We start from the raw sequence: 21246 nt of genomic DNA, 5'->3' as shown, positions 1-21246 counted from the left end.
CCCGACCTATGCTTCTACACAAGGAAAACGTGATGGAGCAACGGTCATGGATATGTCGCTTGCGTGGGTTGCCAGCCGCGGAACATTACACGATGAAGGGTTCGGCACGTGCCAGCGAGTGCGCGTTCTGGCGCTGGCGCATTTCGCGGATAGCGAGGCGTCGCGGGAGCGCATACGCGCGCTGTTTCATTCGCCGCTTGGCATTTATGTGAGTCAGGCGCAGCGAGAAGGCTGCGAATTGCGACTCGAATTCGATACGGCGAGTGAAGATCTCGCCTTTACGTTGCGCACGCTGAAACGCGTGCTGCCGGAAGCGCGTGTCGAGGGAATCGCGCCGCGCGTGTTCGCGCATCGGGCATGCGCGCGCGGCGGGAGCTGACCACTCATGTTTTCAATCGCTCGATCAGATCAGGATGATCCAAAGTAGACGTGACAAGGCACGAGAGTTCTGATTTGTGGATCGTCTTTTAATCCGAACTCCGAATCATTCGCGTCACTTCATTCTTCTGCAAAGCCTCAAGGCTTTTCTATAGAACGATTAGCCAGCGCGCACGTGTGATCCTGAAGCTCCTCGGACGACGCCCAGTCGCCTGGTTGAACGTGATCGTTGAGCAGAAAGAACGCCGGTGCGCCATCGCTGCGCACAGCGCCCGCGAGCAGCAGCGTCTGTTCGCCCATCGTCTGACCGCGACTGGCGGCGTAGGGCGCGAGCAGCTTGAAGGGATCGACGTGGGTGAGATCGGCATCGTCGATGCGCATCGCGCTGTAGACATGACCGCGCAGTCTCACCGGCAGCGGCTTCCACTCTGTGCCGATGCCCGGCCCCACTTCGCGCAGCGTCTGCGCGACATCGGACGCGAGGCAATCGATATGAATGTGGAACTGATTCTGCGTGCGCCCGCTCGCGGAATTGATTGCAAGCGAAACTTCATCGCGCGGCAACGTCCGGCGCAATGCGCGATCCACATAGCCGCGCGCGTGCCACGCGTCGCGGAAATAGTTCGGCGCATCGGGTTCGAGCAGCGCGGGACTTTCGATGCCGCTCACGCGCGCAGTCGGAATCAGCAGATACTGCGCGACGCCGACGATATCTTTCAACACCGCATAGCCGCCCGCGAGATTTACATCCGCGCATTTCTGCTGAACGTGCGCGCCTTCGGCCGCCGGCTCGCAATAGTCATGGACGATCTCCCACAGCGCGTTCGGGTTCGCCGCGCATGCGAGCGGCAAGCAGAGGACGCCGATTGCGGCGAGACGGCGAAGTCTGATCGTGATTTTCATCGGCATGATCCGGCTGCGCATAACTAGACAGCCTGCCAGATTTTGCTTGCACACATGTGAAAGCACTCGAAATGTGACAAAGCCCCGCATCGCAGGGATGCGGGGCTTTGCGTTCAGGCGCGCCTCAGGCCACTGACGCGCGATTCACCGGATGCGGTTCCTTCAGCTTGTTCGCGACGCGCGCCGCCTCGAAGTAGGACGCGTTCGGCGGACGCTTGAGATATTGACCCGCGCCGCGCTCCGCGCGCAGATCGCCGTTCGCCCACGCGAGCGCGCCGCGCGCGAGCGTGTGCGTCGCGACGCCTTGCACCGTCATGCCTTCGAATACGTTGAAGTCCACCTTCTGATGATGCGTCTTCACGGAGATCGTGCGTGTCGCTGCCGGATCCCACACGACGAGATCCGCGTCCGCACCCACCTGCACCGCGCCTTTTCGCGGATAGAGATTGAAGATCTGCGCGGCATTGGTCGACGTCACGCGCACGAACTCGTTCGGCGTGAGACGCCCCATGTTCACACCGTGATGCCACAGCACCGACATGCGATCCTCTACACCGCCGCAGCCGTTGGGAATCCGGGTGAAGTCCTCGCGACCCATCGCCTTCTGCGATGCGCAGAACACGCAGTGATCGGTCGCGGTCGTGTGCAGTTGGCCGGACTGCAAGCCGCGCCACAACGCCTCGCGATGCTCGCTCGTGCGAAACGGGGGGCTCATCACATGCGCGGCGGCGCGCGTCCAGTCGGGATCGCGATATACCGATTCGTCGATCACGAGATGCCCCGGAAGCACTTCGCCGAACACACGCAGTCCGTCGTTGCGCGCCTTGGCGATCACATCGACGGCATCCTTCGCCGAAACGTGCACGATATAGAGCGGCACGCCGAGCACCTGCGCGATGCGGATCGCACGATTCGCCGCCTCGCCCTCCACTTCGGGCGGACGCGACAAGGGATGCGCCTCCGGTCCCTTGAAGCCCTTGGCCAATAGCTGCTTCTGCAACTGAAAGACGAGCTCGCCGTTTTCCGCGTGCACGGTCGGCAGCGCGCCGAGTTCGAGCGAGCGCGTGAAGCTGTTCACGAGCACTTCATCGTCGGCCATGATTGCGTTCTTGTACGCCATGAAGTGCTTGAAGCTCGACACGCCGTGTTCGTGCACGAGCAGCCCCATCTCGCGGTGCACGGACTCGCCCCACCACGTCACCGCGACGTGAAAGCCGTAGTCCGCCGACGCCTTCTCCGCCCAGCCGCGCCATTCCTTGAATGCGTCCATGAGCGGCTGCTTCGGGCTTGGAATCACGAAGTCGATGATGCTCGTCGTGCCGCCCGAGAGCCCCGCCGCGGTGCCGGTGTAGAAGTCGTCGCTGGCGGTCGTGCCCATGAAGGGCAGTTCCATATGCGTATGCGGATCGATGCCGCCGGGCATGACGTATTGGCCGCCGGCATCGACGATACGCGTGTCCGCGGGCATGTCGAGATCGGTGCCGATGGCGAGGATGGTCCCGCCCGCTTGGGGGTCGGCGCATAGCACGTCGGCGCGGTAGGTGCGGTCTGCGTCGATGATCGTGCCGCCGCGAATCAATGTTGGCATTGTGGTGTCCTCCTTGGCTTTGTTTCGTTCGCTTTGCTTTGCTTTGCTTCGCTGTGCTTTGCGTTCGTGAAATCCTGTGTTCGTGTCGGTCTATTTGCTCTGCCCCTGTGCGGGGCGGCAGTCACTTTCTTTGCTGCTGCAAAGAAAGTAACCAAAGAAAGCAGCTTGTTAGGCCCGCGGTCACACGCAGTTTGGCCACGCGTGCCATGTGATCGTGGGCTGCCTAAGTGTCGCCCTCACAAGACTAATCGGCTTGGCTCGCGCACGGTCTGTCGCCTCGCGTCGCATGGCGGAGCGGTTCAGCACCAAATGGCTCCGGCCCGCTTCGCGGCCGACCGGTCAATCGGGTCCGCTCGTGCTTCCTTACTAGCGCCTCTATCTCACTGCATTGGTTATCCGTTGGTTTCCCTTGCAGACCCGGCGGCAGCGCGTAGCGCTGTGCCGGCGCTATTTCGTGCTGCACCAGTCTCCTTAGAGGGCTAGCTCGTCAGACCGTGTGCGATCCACGCCCGGTTGGGCCTTTGAGGGCGACACTTAGGCAGCCCACGATCACATGGCAAGCATGGCCAAACTGCGTGTGACCGCGGGCCTAACAAGCTGCTTTCTTTGGTTACTTTCTTTGCAGCAGCAAAGAAAGTGACTGCCGCCCCGCATAGGGGCAACGCTAATAAACCAATAACAAAACGGGATCCGCCGAAAAACAAAAAATCAAGCACTCAAAACCCCAGCCCTCGGACTACCCCGCAACTTCATCCAAGACCCATAAACGATCGCGGCAAGCACGAGGCCAACGAACCACGCATACGTGTAGAGCGTATTGAAGAACACAGGCACACCTGGAAACGATGCAGGAAACGCCGTATGCAGAAACCCCGGCAGATTCGGCAACACACCGACGAGCAACGCCACCACCGCCGCCACGTTCCATCCACCGCTATACGAATACTCGCCGTCCTCGTCGAAAAGCTCGCGCTGATCGAGCCGCGTGCCGCGAATGAAGAAGTAATCGACCATCAGAATCCCCGCAACCGGCCCGAGCAGCGCCGAATACCCGACGAGCCACGTGAAGATATAGCCCTGCGTAGTCGCAAGAATCTTCCACGGCATCATGACAATGGCGATCGTCGCCGTGATCATGCCGCCCGCGCGATACGAAATGCCCTTCGGCCACAGGCTCGAAAAGTCATACGCGGGTCCAACGAGATTCGCCGCGAGATTGCAGCACATCGTGTCGAGCGTAAGGATGACGAGGGCGATGCCCACGCCTATGCCCGTCATGCGGCTCGTGAGATCGATAGGGTCCCAGATCGCCTTGCCGTAGATCACGACCGTCGCCGACGTGACCACGACGGAGATGACCGAGAGCAACGCCATCGGTACGGGCAAGCCGATCGTCTGCCCGATCATCTGATCGCGTTGCGTGCGCGCGAAGCGCGTGAAGTCGGGAATGTTGAGCGCGAGCGTCGCCCAGAAGCCGACCATCGCGGTGAGACCCGGCCAGAACGTCGCCCAGAAGAGCCCTTCCTTCTTGCCGCCCGCGACGAACTGCGACGGCGACGAAAGCATCGAACCGAGTCCGCCCGCCTTGCTCGTCGCCCACCAGACGAGCGCGACGCACATCACGACCTTGATCGGCGCAGACCAGCTTTCGAGCCAGCGGATCGAATCCGTGCCATGCCAGATGAAGTAGAGCTGCAACGCCCAGAACACGAGAAAGCACGCGAGCTGTCCGACCGAGATGTCGATGAGCGGCAGCGCCGCGCCATGCAAGGCATTGCCCGTGAGGATATTCGCGAGCGTATAGATCGCGCTGCCGCCCAGCCACGTCTGAATGCCGTACCAGCCGCACGCGACGATCGCGCGCAGCATCGCGGGCAGCTTCGCGCCCTGCGTGCCGAACGACGAGCGCACGAGCACCGCATACGGAATGCCGTGCTTCGCGCCCGCATGACCGATCAGCAACATCGGCACGAGCACGATCAGGTTGCCGAGCAGGACCGTCAACACGGCCTGCCACGGCGACATGCCCTGATCGGTGAGACCCGCGGCCAGCATGTACGAAGCGATGTTCATCACCATCCCGACCCACAACGCCGCGAAGTGATACCACTTCCAGGTACGCTGCGCCGGGCCGGTCGGCGCGAGATCGTCGTTATACAGGCTGCTCGTCTCGACGTTATGCGCTGTCTGATTCATCGGATGCACTCCGTTTGACTGTGCGGTTGATCATGAGGGTTCAACGACGACGAGCGCTGCATGATGTTTATGCCGCTTTAGCGGGTTCCTCCGCATCCACGCGAGCGGGATTGTTCGGGTGCGTGGTCCAGTTCGCGTATTCGCCCGCATCGACGCGTTCCATCGTGATGCACTGCTCGACCGGGCACACATGCATGCAGAGATTGCAGCCGACGCATTCCGAATCGACCACTTCGAAATGCCGCTTGCCGTCCTTCTCCTTCAGGATCGCCTGATGCGATGTATCCTCGCACGCGATATGACACAGCCCGCACTGAATGCACTTGTCCTGATCGATACGCGCCTTGATGTCGTACTTGAGATTGAGATACTTCCAGTCCGTGACGTTCGGCACGGCGCGGCCGCGGATGTCATCGAGCGTCGCGTAGCCTTTCTCGTCCATCCAGTTCGAAAGGCCATCGGCGAGATCGGAGACGATACGAAAGCCGTAGTGCATGGCCGCCGTGCACACCTGCACACTGCCTGCGCCCAGCACCATGAATTCCGCCGCATCGCGCCAAGATGAAATGCCGCCGATGCCCGAGATCGGCAGATTCGGCGTCTCTGGATCGCGCGCGATCTCCGCGACCATATTGAGTGCGATCGGCTTCACGGCGGGACCGCAATAACCGCCGTGCGTCCCTTTGCCATCGACGGCCGGCATCGGCGCCATCTGGTCGAGATCGACCGCGACGATCGAGTTGATCGTGTTGATGAGCGACACGCCGTCCGCGCCGCCCTTGAACGCGGCGCGCGAACCCATGCGAATATCGCTGATGTTCGGCGTGAGCTTCACGAGGCACGGCAGCTTCGTGCCTTCCTTCACCCAGCGCGTGACCATTTCGACATACTCGGGCACCTGTCCCACCGCCGCGCCCATGCCGCGCTCGCTCATGCCATGCGGGCAGCCGAAGTTCAGTTCGACCGCATCCGCGCCGGTGTCCTCGACTTGCGTCAAGATCCACTTCCAGTCCTTCTCATTGCACGGGACCATCAGCGAGACGATCAGCGCGCGGTCCGGCCAGTCGCGCTTCACTTGTTCGATCTCGCGCAGGTTCACGTCGAGCGGGCGATCGGTGATCAGTTCGATGTTGTTCAGTCCCGCGATGCGCTGCCCGTTCCATTGCACCGCGCCATAACGCGAGCTCACGTTGACGACGTGCGGATCGAGCCCGAGCGTCTTCCACACCACACCGCCCCAGCCCGCCTCGAAGGCGCGGTTGACGTTGAAGGCCTTGTCCGTCGGCGGCGCGGACGCGAGCCAGAAAGGATTCGGCGATGTAATGCCGGCGATGTTGCAAGTCAGATCGGCCATGTTGAGGCGGCTCCTTATGTTCGTCAGGCGGCTTTGATCGAAGTCAGCTCGAACGACGCGTCGATGGACGCAGCCGCGAGCTTGCCGTCCTGCACGGCCTGCACGGTGAGATCGAGTCCTTCATGCGTCGCGCAATCGCCGCCGGCCCACACTTTCGCGAGCGTCGTCTGTCGATTCTCGTCGGTGACGATGCGCCCGCCGTCGAGCGTCAGCAACGCCCGGTCGATGCCGATGGGCACGAGCGTCTGACCGATCGCCTTCAGCACCATGTCCGCATCGATGACGAAGCGCTCCGCGTCGCGCTCGAACTCGACGCCGGTCACGTGCCCGTCAACGCCGATCAGACGCGTCGGCTTCGCGTGCGTGACGATGCTCACGCCATTGGTCTGCGCGAACTCGCGCTCGGCCCACGTCGCGCTCATGTTCTCGACGCCGCGCCGGTACACCATCGTCACGTTCGTTGCGCCGAGCTTCGCGGCCTGCACGCACGCATCGACGGCCGTGTTGCCGCCGCCGATCACGACGACGCGCCGACCGACCGGCACATTCGCGAGATCGTCGGCCTCGCGCACCTGCTCGATGAAATCGACCGCGTTCATCACGCCGTCGAGCGCTTCGCCTTCGAGCGCCAGTTCGCGCACGCCCGCAAGACCGAAGCCGATGAACACCGCGTCGTATTGCTTGCGCAGCTCCTCCAGCGTGAAGTCACGGCCGAGCGCGTGACCCGCCTTGATCTCGATGCCGCCGATCGAATGCAGCCATTCGATTTCGCGCTGCGCGTAATCCTCGACCGTCTTGTAGGCGGCGATGCCGTATTCGTTCAGGCCGCCGGGTTTCTCGCGCGCATCGAAAATCACCGCGCGATGTCCCGCCAGCGCGAGCCGATATGCACACGCGAGCCCCGCCGGCCCCGCGCCGACGATCGCCACGCGCCTGCCCGTCTCCGGCGCGCGTTTGAAAAGCGGCTCGCCTTTTGCCATTGCCCAGTCCGTCGCATGACGCTGCAATGCGCCGATTTTCACGGGCGCATCGCCCGGATGGTTGCGTACGCAACTACCCTCGCAGAGAATCTCGGTCGGGCACACGCGCGCGCACATGCCGCCGAGCGGATTGGCGGACAGGATATCGACCGCCGCGCCTTTCAGATTGCCGTTGCCGATCTTGCGGATGAAGCTCGGTATGTCGATGCTCGTCGGGCAGGCCTGCACGCACGGCGCGTCGTAGCAGTAGTGGCAGCGGCTCGCGGCGGCAGCCGCGGCGGTGGCGTCGAGCAACGGCGCGACATCCGAGAACTCGCATGCGAGCTGTTCGTGCGTGAGGCGATGGCTCGCGATATCGCCGGTCGTTTTTGTGGTCATGTGCGTTCCATGTGAGGACGTACGAGTGCCCGTCATCCGCGCGCATTGGCCCGGACGACACTGAACGTGAGACGAAGCGCGCTGTTTCTACGAAGCCGGTTCCGACGCGCGCTCGAGCATCGCGTGCAGAAGCACGTTCGCGCCCGCCTCGATCCACTCCTGAGACGCGTCTTCGATTTCGTTATGGCTGATGCCGTCGACGCACGGCACGAACACCATCGATGTGGGCGCGACTTGCGCGAGATAGCACGCATCATGGCCCGCGCCCGACACCATGTCGCGATGCGAATAGCCGAAGCGCTGCGCCGCCGCGCGCACGGACGCGACGCAGGCGGCGTCGAATCTGACGGGCGCGTAATAGAAGATCTGCTCCAGTTCGGTCTGCAAGCCGATCTCTGCGGCGATACGCGCGACACCCTCGCGCAACGCGGCGTCCATGCGCGCGAGCACGGCATCGTCGGGATGACGGAAATCGACGGTGAAGAACACGCGGCCCGGAATCACGTTGCGCGAGTTCGGATGCACCTGCATCATGCCGACCGTCGCGCAGGCGAGCGGCGCGTTGTCGAGGCCGATGCGGTTCACGAGGTCCACGACGCGCGCTGCGCCGAGCAGCGCGTCCTTGCGGCGCGGCATGGGCGTCGGGCCCGCGTGCGCTTCCTGGCCCGTGAGCGTGATCTCGTACCAGCGCTGGCCTTGCGCGTCGGTGACGACGCCGATCGTCTTGTTCTCGGCTTCGAGAATCGGACCTTGCTCGATGTGCAACTCGAACGCCGCGTGCAGCTTGCGGCCGCCGCACGGCAGATCGCCGGCGTACCCGATGCGCTTCAACTCTTCGCCGATCGTCTTGCCGTCGACGTCCTTGCGCGAGAGGCCGTAGTCGAGCGGGAACACGCCCGCGAAGACGCCCGATGCGACCATCGCGGGCGCGAAGCGCGAACCTTCCTCGTTGGTCCAGATGACGACTTCGATCGGATGCTCGGTCTCGATGCCGCGATCGTTGAGCGAGCGGATCACTTCGAGTCCGCCGAGCACACCGTAGATGCCGTCGAAGCGCCCGCCCGTGGGTTGCGAATCCGCATGGGAGCCTGTCATGACCGGCAGCGCCTCGAGGTTGCGCCCGGCGCGACGCATGAACACATTGCCCATCTGATCGATGCTCACCGTGCAACCCGCTTCCTTCGCCCAACTGACGATGAGATCGCGCCCTTCCTTGTCGAGATCGGTGAGCGCGAGCCGGCACACGCCGCCCTTGGGTGTCGCGCCGATCCTGGCCATCGTCATCAGGCTGTCCCAGAGACGTCGACCATTCACCTTGATGGACGTATCGAGACCGGCCTCTCTGATTGCATCCGTTACGACGTTCATTCGCCTCGCTCCTTACGATCGACTTCGTATGTGAGTGACTTCGTTTCGTGCATGCCGGGCGTTTGCGGTGCGATGCCGCACGCGCCCGGTGCACGTTTCTGTTATGCGATGAATGATGCGAACGACACGCTTCTTCAATACTTCGAGCGCTTCTCAAATCCTGTCCGAATGGACAGGTTGTAGCCGATTAAAATAAGCAAATCAACGTCTTTCGTGTGCGGACAAACACGGAGCGAAATGAAGCGATAAGCGTGCCATTGCAATGCAGCATCGGCGGGCACTGGGCGCGGCGGCGTTTTCGACGCGATGCAGCGCCGCGTGCATGAACGGCGCGAATGAGGCACGATGCGGCACACACGACAGAAAAATTCGACGATGAGACACGACGACGCGGCTGACGACATTACCGAGCGCGAGCATGCCGCAACACCTTTGCGGCGACGCAAGGCGCAGATCCGCGAGAGCAACGAAGCGCAGCTTCTGGCGTGCGCCGAAGAAGTGTTCGCCGAGAAAGGACTGGAAGGCGCGAGCACGGCGATGATCGCCGAGCGTGCCGGACTGCCGAAGGCCAACCTGCATTACTACTTCCCGACGAAGCTCGCGCTCTATCGCCGCGTGCTCGAAGATTTGTTCGAAGACTGGCATCGCGCGGCGGACACCTTCGAATGCAGCGACGATCCGGTGGAAGCGATCGGCGGTTATGTGCGCGCGAAGATGGAATTGTCGAGACGTCGGCCGCTCGGCTCGAAGGTGTGGGCGAGCGAGATCATTCACGGCGCGCATCACATGCAGGACATTCTCAACGAGCGGGTGAAGCCGTGGCTCGATACGCGCGTCATCGTGATCGAGAGCTGGATCGCGCGCGGCCTGCTCGCGCCGGTCGAGCCGGACACGTTCATGTTCATGATCTGGGCGATCACGCAGCACTACGCCGACTTCGATGCGCAGATCCGCGCATTGAAGGGCAAGCGGGCACTGACGCGCAAGGCCTTCGATGAGCAGACGGAAGAAGTCGTGCGACTCGTGATCCGCGCATGCGGCGCGGTGTCGCCGCGCGTCGAAGCGAAAGAGGACGCGCAATAAAAAACGCCGGTCGCTCGATAGCGGCCGGCGTTCGACTTGCTGCTTGCTGCTTGCTGCTGTGATGCTTCACTGCGTGACTGCGGTGCTGCCAACTGCGGTACTGCTACTGCATTTCTCGCAAGATATTGCTACTGCCAACGCTTGCTGCACCATCTACCGCTGCTACTGCTCACTGCCACCTGCTTTTCGTCGAGCTCGACTTCGAACTCCGATCAATGACCGAAGTAGACCGAGTTGCGATCCGACATCGACACGTTAGCGCGCGCGACCGGCGCCGCTGCGCCCGATTGCGAAGTACCAGCCGTCGAAGGACCGTAGGCCGAGCTACCGTTTTCGGCGTTCACACGCGCTTGTGCCGCCTGAATGTTTTGCGGATAGTCCACGCGATCGGTCGACGGGTTGTAGCCGGCCTTTTCCAGTTGAACCAGTTCCGCACGCACTTGAGCGCGGGTCACCGGGCCGTTGCTTTGCGCAGACGCGAAAGTCGGAGCGGCCAGAGCGGTGGCGATGACGAGTGCGGGAACGAATGCCTTGATCATGATGAACCTCCAGTAGTCTTGTTTTGAAATCGAAACTGAAATCGGAAGCTTTTTAAGCGGTTTCTGATTTCGTTTCGCTTGAAGACAGTGTAGGAGGTGGTCGTCTTAGGGGAAACCCCAATTTGCACGAAACATAATTGTCGAGTCAGCAACAATCCGTTTCGCGTCACGAATCGCGTCGAGAGCCCTTACGACCATCTAAATAATTGATTTATATCGATATTCAGACGCGCAGGACGGATCGCGGCAACGCATCGCCATTACGATATCGCCAGCCAATCGCCATTCAGATGTCAGCTTCTACGCGGCCGTCGCGTAGGTCATCGCGGAAATCAGGAGTTCGCGCAGCAAAGGTTGGATCGCGGTCGCCTTGGCTTCGTCGTAAGCGAAAGGCGACGATTCCTCCATGTAGCTGATCTGCGTCAGCTCCAGTTGCACTGCGTGAACGCCCTTCTCAGGCTCGCCGTATCGCCGTGTGATATAGCCGCCCTTGAAGCGCCCGTTGGCCACCGTCGAGAAGCGGCCGTCGCGCTCGACGATCCCCGCAAGGTACTCGGCGAGCCCCGGCGCCGCCGACGCGCCGTCCGCCGTGCCGAAGTTGAAATCGGTCAGGCGCCCGTCGAAGAAACGCGGCACGACCGAGCGAATCGAATGCGCTTCCCAAAGGAGCACGCGGCCATGCGACGCCCGCAACGCGTCGAGTTCACTTGCGAGCGCATCGTGATACGGCTGCCAGTACATCGCGCGACGCGCATCGATCTGCTCGCGCGACGGCTCGTGGCCGGGCTTGTATAGCGGCGCCTTGTCGAAGGTATCGACCGGACACAGGCCCGTCGTGTCGCGGCCGGGATAGAGGTTCGCGTCATCGGGCGGACGGTTCAGATCGACGACATATCGCGCGTATTGCGGCGTCAGTATCGATGCGCCCAGTTCGCGCGCGAACGCGTAAAGCCGCTCGAGATGCCAGTCGCAATCCTCGGTGAGTTTCGCGATGGGCGTCATCTCGTCGGCGAGCGCGCAGGGAATGCTCGTGCCCCGGTGCGGAATCGAAATCAGCAGCGGCGCGCCGCCGCGTTCCAGCGTGAAAATCGAAGACTCGTTCATGGATGACCTCAATCGAGCAAGCCGCGCAACGCGGCGCGATAGCGCGCGAGCGCTTCGTCTTCCTGCGCGTGGCGGCGCGCGTCGATCACCTTGCGGCCGGAGACGAAAACATCGCGGATCGGCGTGTCGCCGTGTTCGCAGAAGACCGCGCTCGAAAGCCACGTTTCGGGCGCATGGCCGCCGATGCCCGGATGCGCGTCGTCGAGCACGAGCCAGTCGGCGCGCGATCCCTGCGCGAGCGCGCCGACGGGCCGTCCTGTGGCGTGCGCGCCGCCGTCGAGCGCGGCATCGAAGAGACGATCGGCGGGACGGCTCTGCGTCGGCGACGCAAGCACGTTGCGCTGCTGGCGGCACAGGCGCTGGCCATACTCGAGCAGACGCAGCTCGGAGCGCCAGTCCACGCCCACATGACTATCCGAGCCGACGCCGATGCGTCCGCCGGCATCGAGATAATCGCGCGACGGAAATACGCCGTCGCCGAGATTCGCCTCGGTCGTGAGACACAGGCCCGCGACCGCGCCGCTCAACGCGAGACGCGCGCACTCGTTTGCATCGATATGCGTCGCGTGCACGAGGCACCAGCGCTCGTCGACGTTGAAATGATCGAGCAGCCATTGAACCGGGCGATGCCCCGTCGCCGCCACGCACGCCTCGACTTCGGCGGTCTGCTCCGCCACATGGATATGCACCGGCGCACGGACGAAGCGCGCGTCGAACCCTTCGATCACCGCCGCGAGCGATTCGCCCGACACCGCTCGCAGCGAATGCGGCGCGACGCCGTAACGCCGCGCGCCGTTTTCGGGCCGCGCGCGGGCGAGCGTGTCGATGAGCGCGAGCAGCGTGTCGGGCGTATTGAGAAAGCGGCGCTGATCCTCGCGCGGCGCAGCCTGGTTGAAACCGCCGTGCTCGTACAGCACCGGCAACATCGTGATGCCGATGCCCGCGCGCCCGGCCGCATCGACGACACGCTCGGCGAGTTCTGCGCGATTCGCATAAGGCGCGCCGCCGGGTGCGTGATGCACGTAGTGAAACTCGCACACCGACGTGTAGCCCGCCTTGAGCATCTCGATGTAGAGCCAGTGGGCGATGTCCGCGAGCGACTCCGGGCCGATCCGCGCGGCGAAGCGATACATGAGGTCGCGCCAGCTCCAGAACGTATCGTTGACGCTCGCGCGATATTCGGTGAGGCCGGCCATCGCCCGCTGGAACGCGTGGGAGTGCAGATTCGGCATGCCGGGCACGACCGGCCCTTTCGCCCGCTCGACGCCCGCGGGCGCAGCGCTGTCCGGCTCGACGCGCAGCAACGTGCCGTCGTCGTCCCATTCGAGCAGCACGTCGCGCCGCCAGCCGCCGGCGAGGCGCGCATGATCCGCGAAGAATGCGCTCATCTTCCTGTCTCCCTTTTCATACGACGCGCGGCTGCTCACACATTGTCGATGCCGATGTGCAGCCACGACGTATCGTCCGACGCCTCGCAATGCAGTTCTGCCCCACGATCGAGACACAGCGTATCGCCTGTTTCGAGCGTATGACGCGTGTCTGCGGCGGCCTTGATATCGATCCTTCCAAGCACGCAAAAGATGAAGGTCAGATCGTGGCCGGCATCGAGCGAGCACGACGCGCGCCGGGCATGCACCGTCGCGCGGGCGCGATCGCGGCGCACCATCACGTTGAAATCGCGCGTCGGGCCGTCGATCAGCGTCGCGTGAATCGGCGTTTCGCCGGCAAAGCGCGCGATCGCGAGCGGCGCATCGAGCGTATGCACGCGGCCTTCCGCTTCCGTCAGACGCATGCCCGCGCCATCGAGCAGCACGAGCACGCGATCGACGCCCGCGAAACTCGAGAATGCGCCATCGGACGCCACATCGGCCAGCGACAGACGCCATGCGAACGCATCGAGCGACGCGCCCGGCGGCCCCGCCGCGATCTCGCGCGTCATGCCGCCGCCGTTCTTCCAGCGCGTAGCCGTGAGCGAATCGGCTCGAATGATCATGGCGTTCAGAAGTGCCCCGTGAATTGATAACGATCGCCCGGATGCCAGAGATTCGCGACCGATGCGACCGCGTCACGCGACCACGTGCGCCGATGCAGCAACAGACACGGCTCATGCTCCGCCATCGCGAGCGCGAGCCGGATCTCGGCCGACGGCACCGAGGCCTCGATCCGGTATTCGACGCGCTGCAACGGCGCGGCCGTCATCAGGTACTGGTTCGGCGTGATCGTCGTGAAATCCTGGCGCGCGTATTCCGGCGCGAGCGCGGGATTCACGTAGCGCTCTTCCATCTGAACCGGCTCGTCGTTCTCGAAGTGCAGCACGCGCGAATGAAACACCGGGCTGCCCAGCGCGAGATGCATTTCGTCGGCGAGCGCATCATCGACGATCGATGCGCCCAGATGCAGCACCTGCGCGCGATACACGTGGCCGCGCGCGACGATTTCATCGGAGATGCTGCGAATCTCGACGAGCGTCGACGCGTATTTCGGCTGCGCGACGAAGGTGCCCGCGCCCTGCACCCGCGTCAGCACCTGCTCGGCGGTCAGCTCCCGCACCGCGCGGTTCACGGTCATGCGCGCGACCTTGAACTCGCGTGCGAGCTCGTTCTCGGAGGGCACCAGATCGCCCTCCTTCCATTCGCCGATATGAATGCGCTGGAGAATGTAGTCCTTGATCTCCTGATACGCAGGCGTGCTCATACAGGCTGTTCCGACGCGAACGCGAACGGGCTGTGCTGCGCGATCGCGCCTTCCTGCACGAGCGTCGCGATCGCGGCGATGTCCGGCGCGAAGTAGTGATCGAGGTCGTAATGCGCCACGTGCGCGCGCAGCGTCTTCATCACTTCGAGCAAGGGCGCGCTCGTCCGATGCGGCGCGCGCAGATCGACCCCTTGCGCGGCCGCAAGCAGTTCGATCGCGAGAATGTTCGCCGTGTTGCTCGCGATGTCGCCGAGCTTGCGCGCGGCGAACGTCGCCATGGAAACGTGGTCTTCCTGGTTCGCGGAAGTCGGCAGGGAATCCACCGATGCAGGATGCGCAAGCGTCTTGTTCTCCGATGCGAGCGCGGCAGCCGTCACGTGCGCGATCATGAAGCCCGAGTTGACGCCGCCATCGCGGACGAGGAACGGCGGCAGGCCCGAAAGCGTGGCGTCGATCAGCAACGCGATGCGGCGCTCCGCGAGTGCGCCGATTTCGGCGGCCGCGAGGGCGAGGTTGTCGGCCGCGAACGCCACCGGCTCCGCGTGGAAGTTGCCGCCCGACAGCACTTCGCCGGTGTCGGGGAAGATCAGCGGGTTATCGGAGACGGCATTCGATTCGATCAGGAGGACGTCGGCCGCGTGGCGCATCTGGTCGAGGCACGCGCCCATCACTTGCGGCTGACAGCGCAGGCTGTACGGGTCCTGCACCTTCTCGCAGTCCGCGTGCGACAGATTGATGCCCGAGCCCTTCAACAGGGTGCGGTAGGCCGCCGCCGCCTCCATCTGCCCGCGATGGCCGCGCAGCTCGTGGATGCGCGCATCGAACGGGACGACGGAACCCGCCGCCGCATCGACGGACAGCGCGCCCGCGACGAGTCCGGTACGGAACAGATCCTCGATCGCGAAGAGGTTGTAGAGCGCGAGCGCCGCCGACGCCTGCGTGCCGTTCAGCAGCGCGAGACCTTCCTTCGCCTGCAGCGTGAGCGGCTTGAGGCCCGCGACCGCGAGGCCGTCGAGCGCACTCGCGCGCTCACCGCGAATGGTGACCTCGCCGATGCCGAGCAGGACCGTCGACATATGCGCGAGTGGCGCGAGATCGCCCGATGCGCCGACCGAGCCCTTGATCGGGATGATCGGCAGCACGTCGGCGTTGAAGAGCGTGATGAGCGCGTCGATGACTTCACGGCGGATGCCCGAATGACCGCGCCCGAGACTCGACAGCTTGAGCGCCATCAACAGACGCACAACCGGCCGCGACATCGGCTCGCCGACGCCCACCGCATGAGACAGCACGAGATTTTTCTGCAGCAGCTCCAGCTGATCGGCCGGAATGTGCGTATTGGCGAGCCGCCCGAAGCCCGTATTGATGCCGTAGGCCGGATCGCCCTTCGCGGCGATCGCGGCGACGGCGCGCGCGCTCGCGTCGATGGCATCGAAGCTGGCCGGATCGAGTTGAAGCGGATCCGAGCCGCGCGCGATGCGGCGCAGTTGCGGGAGCGTCAGTTTTCCGGGCGTAAGCGTGATCATGATTCGTCCTGTCTATACAAGTTAGACTCAAGTCTAAACGGGCTCGAAGGACGAAACAAGGGGATATCCGGGATATCACTAGGATCATCCCGGCAAGCATGACACGTCTTGTCTATACAGATTTGACGTTACAAGACCTTTTCCATCACGAACTGGACGAAGCGCTGCTCGCGCACGATGACCGCCCGCGCCAGCAGCATCGTGAACCCGCAATACTCGAAGAACGGCCGCGCGGTCACGCTCGAGTAGGTATGCAGCGTTTGCAGACCGGCTTCGTCGGCTTCGGCCTCGATGCGCGCGAGCAGCGACGTCGCCACGCTTTTGCGCTGATGCAGCGGATCGACGAACATCATGTCGATGAGACCGTTCTTTTCGAGATCGGCAAAGCCCGCGAGTTCGCCGTCGACGAGCCCGATCCAGGTCGGGCGGCTCGCGCGGGCGAGTTCCCATTCGTCCCGGTCGGCTTGCGCCCACGCTTCGATCTGCGCCTCGTTGTAATCGGCGGATGCCGTTTCGCGAACGGCGCGTTGAAACAGATCGATCACACCGTCGAGATCGCTCGCACGATACGGTCTGACTTCGATGAGCGGCAGGCCTGGCATTTCTTCACCTTCGTTTACTGTCAATAAAAAAACCGCTGCGGAGGCAGCGAGGGTCTAGCGTTGATAACGCGGGAATCTGTACGGGATTGAATCGGAAACGGGCGCGCGCAAACGTTCTAATCGGAGGAAACCGGATGCGGGAAGTGCGCGGTCGGCGAGTCCTTCAGGAAGCCACTGCCACCGTCGCGATGCCGAGCGCGGTCATCACGAGCGATGCGCAAACGTGGAGCGCGATCTCAGTGAGCGCCCAGCCGAGCCGCCCTTGCTGCAAATGCGCGACCACTTCGGCCGAAAACGTGGAAAACGTGGAGAGCCCGCCCATCAGTCCGGTGATGATGAATAGCCGCCATTCAATCGAGATATCCGGAAAGCGTGCGAAGAAGGCGACCGCCACGCCAATGATGTAGCCCGCGATGACGTTCGCCGCGAACGTGCCGAGCGGCAGATTCGGAAAAATCGCATTCAGGCGCAGGCCGAGGACCCATCTGAGCAGCGATCCCAGGCCGCCGCCGAGCCCCACGGCGATGATCGACAGATACATGACTTGTGTGAGTTCGATTCGAAATTAACTGCGTTATGCCTCGCGAGCGAGCCGGTCGATCAGTGCGCCTCGACTCGTCTCGACGATCCAGCCGACCCTGTGCCGCACATGCGCCACCCACGTGCCGTCGCGCCGTTGTTCCCAGCACCCGGCATCGTGGCCGTCGATGAAAAGCGAGCCGCGCACCACGAGCTGGGGATCGGCGGGGTCGAGCACCTCGTCGTCATTGTGTTCGAGCTTCACCGTGTGCATGAGCGTCGTCTGCAAAAACACGTCAAGACCGGAGCCAGTCTCGCGAATGGCTCCATTCTAACGATACTCGCAGGCCCTGCGTCCAAACGCTCACCGTATCATGAAGGACATTGCCGAAAGGCAGTTGAGTATCCGTACGACATGTTCGACGCAAGGCGCATCGAAAGCGAGCGTCACGGCATCGATGCGCTCGAGTGTCGGCCATTGGCAAAAGAGATCGGCGAACGCGGTCGTCTGCGCGCGCAGTTCGCAGCGATGCCCGGTGATCGCCGCACGCTTGGCATGCACTGAAGACGCCGCTGCTTCGATCGTCTCCCGCGCGGCGAGCCGGATCGCGTCGCATGCCGCGGCGGGCGTTTCGGTCACGCCGCTCGAATAGCCGTGCGCGGTCTTCACGCATAGAAAGCGCGCGCCGGGAAACGCGGGCAGCGTCTGGGCGCCGAACACGTCGTCGCCTGTGAGCAGCGCGACGCACGCGCCGTGTTCCTCGGCGAGCCTGCCGTAAAGGCCCGCCTCGCCGACTTCCTCGCCGTCAAGCGTGACGCGCGCGAACGCGGCGCTGTTGATCGTATGCGCGAGAATGCCGCGGCTTTGCGCGCGCGCGTGATAGCCGATCATGAAGACCACTTCCGGCGATGCCTCCAGTCCCGCCATCATGCCGAACGTGCGCGGCTTGCCGAGCACGAGGCGCGCGCGCGGATCGAGCAGGTCGGGCAACAGGTTGCGAAAGCCGCCGTGCGAATCGTTGATCCACACCTGGGATGCGCCGCCATCGAACGCGCCTTGCGCAGCCGCATTCGCTTCGCGCGTCATCCAGCGGCGCGCCTGCTCGTATTCGGCGTTGCCCGCACGCGTCTGCTCCGGATGAAACACGCCCGCGATGCCTTCGATATCCACCGAGATCAGCACTTTCATGGTCTTGTTCTCAATGCGTCCTTGAGCGATATGCGCCGATGGCCGTCGCGCCCGGCAACCGTCTCCGCGCTGAAGAGCGCATCGAGAATCGCTTGTTCAATGCTGTCGGCCGCGGCCTGAAAGAGAGGATCGAGCCGCGTGTCGCTGACAAGCGGCGGCACCGCGATGAAGTCCGCCTCGTGCGGCACGGTGTAAGCGGTCGTGAAAGCGAGCGCGATGTCGCCGCTGCCATGACCGTACACCGAACCCGTGCGCGCGAGGCCGGCGGCAGAGCGCATCGCGAGGCGGCGCAATCGACGCGCGTCGAGCGGCGCATCGGTTGCGATCAGCATGATGATCGAGCCTTGTTCGGGCTTCACGTTCGCTTCTTTCGTCAGCGTCTTTCCGACGGCATCTCCCCCGATCACGAGTTGCGGCAGACGGCCGAAGTTTGCGAGCACGAGCGCGCCTGTCGTGTACGCGCGCTCGTTGACCCGCACGACGCGCGATGCCGAACCGATACCGCCTTTCAGTTCGAAGCACGACATGCCGCGCCCCGCTCCGACCGCACCGCGTTCGAAATCGACGCTGCACGCATCGAGTGCGCTCATGTAATGCGCTTCGTGAATCGCGAGCGCCTGCATGTCGTTGAGGTAGCCATCGTTGCATTCGAACACGAGCGGATTCACGCTCGGATCCTCGCGCCCGATGCGCGGATTCGCCGCGATCGCCGCGCGAATCTGCGCGTTTGCGATGGTGCCGACGCCGAAGGTATTGGTCAGCGCGACCGGCGTTTCGATCACGCCGAGTTCGTCCAGTTGCACGAGCCCGACGCTCTTGCCGAAGCCATTGATCACGCACGCGGCAGCCGGCACCTTGTCGCGATAGACATCGCCATCGTGCGGTCGGATCACCGTGACGCCCGTTTGCACCGCGCCCTCAGAGAGCGTGCAATGACCGACCGTCACGCCCGCAACGTCGGCGATCGTGCCGCGCGGACCCGCTTCGAGCGAACCGATATGCGTCATGGCCGGTCGAGCTTCGGATCGAGCGCGTCGCGCAGGCCGTCGCCGAGCAGATTGAACGCGAGCACCGTGAAGAAGATCGCGAGGCTCGGAAAGATTGCGACGTGCGGCGCCATCGCCATGTCGGCGCGCGCTTCGTTGAGCATCGCGCCCCACTCGGGCGTAGGCGGCTGCGCGCCGAGTCCGAGGAACGACAGACTCGCCGCGGTGATGATCGATGTGCCGATGCGCATCGTGAAGTACACGACCACCGACGAAATCGTGCCCGGCAGAATATGCCGCGCGAGTATCGTCCAGTCCGATGCGCCGATGCTCTTCGCCGCCTCAATGTATGTGAGATGCTTCAGCGCGAGCGTATTGCCGCGCACGAGCCGCGCGAACGCGGGAATGCTGAAGATCGCGACCGCGCACACCACATTGACCATGCCGTTGCCGAGAATCGCGACGACGCCGATCGCAAGCAGAATGCCCGGAAACGCGAACAGCACGTCCGCAATGCGCATCACGATGCGGTCCCACCAGCCTTCGTAGTAGCCCGCGAGCAGACCGAAGAACGTGCCGATCACCGCACCGAGCACGACGGAGACCAGCCCCGCCGTCAGCGAAATGCGGCTGCCCACGAGTATGCGGCTCAGAATGTCGCGGCCCAATGAATCGACACCGAACCAGTGCGCGGCCGAGGGACCGGCGTTGAGCGCATCGTAATCGAAGTAATTTTCCGGATCGTATGGCGCGATATACGGCGCGATGATCGCGATGACGACCAGCAGCAACACGAACACGGCCGCGACCATCGCGACGTGCTGTTGCCTGAACTTGCGCCAGAACTCCGTCCACGGCGTGCGGATTTCTTGCGGCGCATGCACCGCGCTTTCGGCTGTCACGCTCATCGCGTCCTCACTTGAAACGAATGGTCGGATTGATGATCGCGTACAGCACATCCACGATCAGATTGATGACGATGAATTCCAGCGAGAACAGCAGCACTTCCGCCTGGATCACGGGGTAGTCGCGCATCTCGACCGCATCCACGAGCAGGCGGCCCAGCCCCGGCCAGTTGAACACCTTCTCCACGACGATCGAGCCGCCGAGCAGAAAGCCGAATTGCAGCCCCATCATCGTGACGACGGGGATCATCGCGTTGCGCAGGCAATGCTTCACGATGACCATCGGTTCATGCACACCCTTCGCGCGCGCGGTGCGCACGAAGTCCTCGCCGAGCACCTCGACGAACGAAGCACGCGTGAAGCGCGCCATCACGGCGGCGACGGCGGCCCCGAGCGTGATCGACGGCAGCACATAGCCCTTCCATGTGCCGTCATTGACGATGGGCAGCCATCCGAGCTTCACCGAGAAAATTTCCATCAGCAGCATGCCGAGCGCGAAGGCCGGAAACGATATGCCCGATACCGCGAGCGTCATGCCCAGCCGATCCGGCCAGCGATTGCGCCACACCGCCGACACGATGCCGATGCCCATGCCGAAGATCACTGCCCACACCATGCTCGCGAGCGTGAGCCACAACGTCGGCATGAAGCGCTCGGCGATTTCCGTCGACACGGGCCGCTTGCTGCGCGTAGACATGCCGAAGTCGAAATGCACGACCTTGCCGAAGAAGCTCACGAGCTGTTGCGGCAGCGGCTTGTCGAGGCCGAGATCCGCGCGCACGAGCGCGACCGTCGCTTCGTCGGCTTCTCCGCCCGCGGCGAGCCGTGCGGGATCGCCCGGCAGCATGTGCACGAAGAAGAACACCAGCACCGCGACGATGAAAAGCGTCGGCAGAAGACCTAACAGGCGTTTGGCGATGAAGTTGAGCATCGTTTTGAGTCAGATGCGGCCGG

The 21246-nt window shown here is 63.5% G+C and carries 21 protein-coding genes; 2 read left to right on the top strand and 19 right to left on the bottom strand.

Annotated elements, in window-relative coordinates; all coding sequences use genetic code 11:
- Positions 1-46 precede the first annotated feature (46 nt).
- Positions 47-379, top strand: a complete 333-nt coding sequence (locus tag NCT32_RS15925) for a hypothetical protein (protein WP_061116043.1) — start codon at positions 47-49, stop codon at positions 377-379.
- A gap of 137 nt (positions 380-516) precedes the next feature.
- Here the strand turns inward: NCT32_RS15925 and NCT32_RS15920 are convergent, their stop codons facing one another.
- From NCT32_RS15920 to NCT32_RS15895, 6 genes are all read right to left on the bottom strand, one after another.
- The gene (locus NCT32_RS15920; protein WP_250490432.1) at positions 517-1281 is read right to left on the bottom strand and encodes a CDP-diacylglycerol diphosphatase; all 765 of its coding nucleotides are present in this window, start codon (positions 1279-1281) and stop codon (positions 517-519) included.
- Positions 1282-1405: 124 nt separating this feature from the next.
- Entirely contained in the window at positions 1406-2869 is a 1464-nt protein-coding gene (hydA, locus tag NCT32_RS15915; protein WP_061118159.1) for a dihydropyrimidinase, read from the bottom strand.
- A gap of 708 nt (positions 2870-3577) precedes the next feature.
- Positions 3578-5065 carry an NCS1 family nucleobase:cation symporter-1 gene (locus NCT32_RS15910; protein WP_061118160.1) on the bottom strand — a complete coding sequence of 496 codons (1488 nt, stop codon included), beginning with the start codon at positions 5063-5065 and terminating at the stop codon, positions 3578-3580.
- A 67-nt stretch (positions 5066-5132) separates the two neighbouring features.
- Positions 5133-6419: an NAD-dependent dihydropyrimidine dehydrogenase subunit PreA gene (gene preA / locus NCT32_RS15905; RefSeq protein ID WP_061118161.1), complete on the bottom strand. Its 1287-nt coding sequence runs from the start codon at positions 6417-6419 to the stop codon at positions 5133-5135.
- A gap of 23 nt (positions 6420-6442) precedes the next feature.
- Positions 6443-7777 carry an NAD(P)-dependent oxidoreductase gene (locus NCT32_RS15900; RefSeq protein ID WP_061118162.1) on the bottom strand — a complete coding sequence of 445 codons (1335 nt, stop codon included), beginning with the start codon at positions 7775-7777 and terminating at the stop codon, positions 6443-6445.
- 87 nt (positions 7778-7864) lie between these two features.
- The gene (locus NCT32_RS15895; protein WP_061118163.1) at positions 7865-9145 is read right to left on the bottom strand and encodes a Zn-dependent hydrolase; all 1281 of its coding nucleotides are present in this window, start codon (positions 9143-9145) and stop codon (positions 7865-7867) included.
- A gap of 375 nt (positions 9146-9520) precedes the next feature.
- Here NCT32_RS15895 and NCT32_RS15890 point away from each other — a divergent pair, with 375 nt between their 5' ends.
- A complete protein-coding gene (locus tag NCT32_RS15890; RefSeq protein WP_061118164.1) occupies positions 9521-10228 on the top strand; it encodes a TetR/AcrR family transcriptional regulator in 708 nt (235 codons plus the stop codon).
- A 212-nt stretch (positions 10229-10440) separates the two neighbouring features.
- Here the strand turns inward: NCT32_RS15890 and NCT32_RS15885 are convergent, their stop codons facing one another.
- The 13 genes from NCT32_RS15885 to gsiC form a co-directional block, all read right to left on the bottom strand.
- Complete coding sequence (locus NCT32_RS15885; protein ID WP_061118342.1) at positions 10441-10764, bottom strand: DUF4148 domain-containing protein; 324 nt, start codon at positions 10762-10764, stop codon at positions 10441-10443.
- Positions 10765-11067: 303 nt separating this feature from the next.
- Positions 11068-11871, bottom strand: coding sequence for an N-formylglutamate deformylase (hutG, locus tag NCT32_RS15880; protein ID WP_061118165.1), 804 nt, complete (start codon positions 11869-11871; stop codon positions 11068-11070).
- A gap of 8 nt (positions 11872-11879) precedes the next feature.
- Positions 11880-13259, bottom strand: coding sequence for a formimidoylglutamate deiminase (locus tag NCT32_RS15875; protein WP_061118343.1), 1380 nt, complete (start codon positions 13257-13259; stop codon positions 11880-11882).
- A 35-nt stretch (positions 13260-13294) separates the two neighbouring features.
- The gene (locus NCT32_RS15870; protein ID WP_086961034.1) at positions 13295-13864 is read right to left on the bottom strand and encodes a HutD family protein; all 570 of its coding nucleotides are present in this window, start codon (positions 13862-13864) and stop codon (positions 13295-13297) included.
- A gap of 5 nt (positions 13865-13869) precedes the next feature.
- The gene (gene hutC / locus NCT32_RS15865) at positions 13870-14565 is read right to left on the bottom strand and encodes a histidine utilization repressor (protein WP_061118167.1); all 696 of its coding nucleotides are present in this window, start codon (positions 14563-14565) and stop codon (positions 13870-13872) included.
- Positions 14562-16091, bottom strand: coding sequence for a histidine ammonia-lyase (gene hutH, locus NCT32_RS15860; protein WP_061118168.1), 1530 nt, complete (start codon positions 16089-16091; stop codon positions 14562-14564). The genes hutC and hutH overlap by 4 nt, the downstream gene beginning before the upstream one ends.
- Positions 16092-16219: 128 nt before the next feature.
- Positions 16220-16693: a GNAT family N-acetyltransferase gene (locus NCT32_RS15855; RefSeq protein ID WP_061118169.1), complete on the bottom strand. Its 474-nt coding sequence runs from the start codon at positions 16691-16693 to the stop codon at positions 16220-16222.
- 163 nt (positions 16694-16856) lie between these two features.
- On the bottom strand, positions 16857-17234 hold the full coding sequence (crcB, locus tag NCT32_RS15850) for a fluoride efflux transporter CrcB (RefSeq protein WP_061118170.1): 378 nt from the start codon (positions 17232-17234) through the stop codon (positions 16857-16859).
- Between the two features lie 33 nt (positions 17235-17267).
- Positions 17268-17486, bottom strand: coding sequence for a hypothetical protein (locus NCT32_RS15845; protein WP_061118344.1), 219 nt, complete (start codon positions 17484-17486; stop codon positions 17268-17270).
- Positions 17487-17576: 90 nt separating this feature from the next.
- Positions 17577-18401, bottom strand: coding sequence for a M55 family metallopeptidase (locus NCT32_RS15840; RefSeq protein ID WP_061118171.1), 825 nt, complete (start codon positions 18399-18401; stop codon positions 17577-17579).
- A complete protein-coding gene (locus NCT32_RS15835; RefSeq protein WP_061118172.1) occupies positions 18398-19408 on the bottom strand; it encodes a P1 family peptidase in 1011 nt (336 codons plus the stop codon). The genes NCT32_RS15840 and NCT32_RS15835 overlap by 4 nt, the downstream gene beginning before the upstream one ends.
- Entirely contained in the window at positions 19405-20295 is an 891-nt protein-coding gene (gene gsiD / locus NCT32_RS15830) for a glutathione ABC transporter permease GsiD (protein ID WP_061118173.1), read from the bottom strand. The genes NCT32_RS15835 and gsiD overlap by 4 nt, the downstream gene beginning before the upstream one ends.
- Positions 20296-20302: 7 nt before the next feature.
- Complete coding sequence (gene gsiC, locus NCT32_RS15825; RefSeq protein ID WP_061118174.1) at positions 20303-21223, bottom strand: glutathione ABC transporter permease GsiC; 921 nt, start codon at positions 21221-21223, stop codon at positions 20303-20305.
- Positions 21224-21246 lie beyond the last annotated feature (23 nt).

It is taken from the genome of Caballeronia sp. INML2, assembly GCF_023631365.1.
Lineage (GTDB): Bacteria > Pseudomonadota > Gammaproteobacteria > Burkholderiales > Burkholderiaceae > Caballeronia > Caballeronia turbans.
This window is presented reverse-complemented; position numbering and strand designations above follow the sequence as displayed.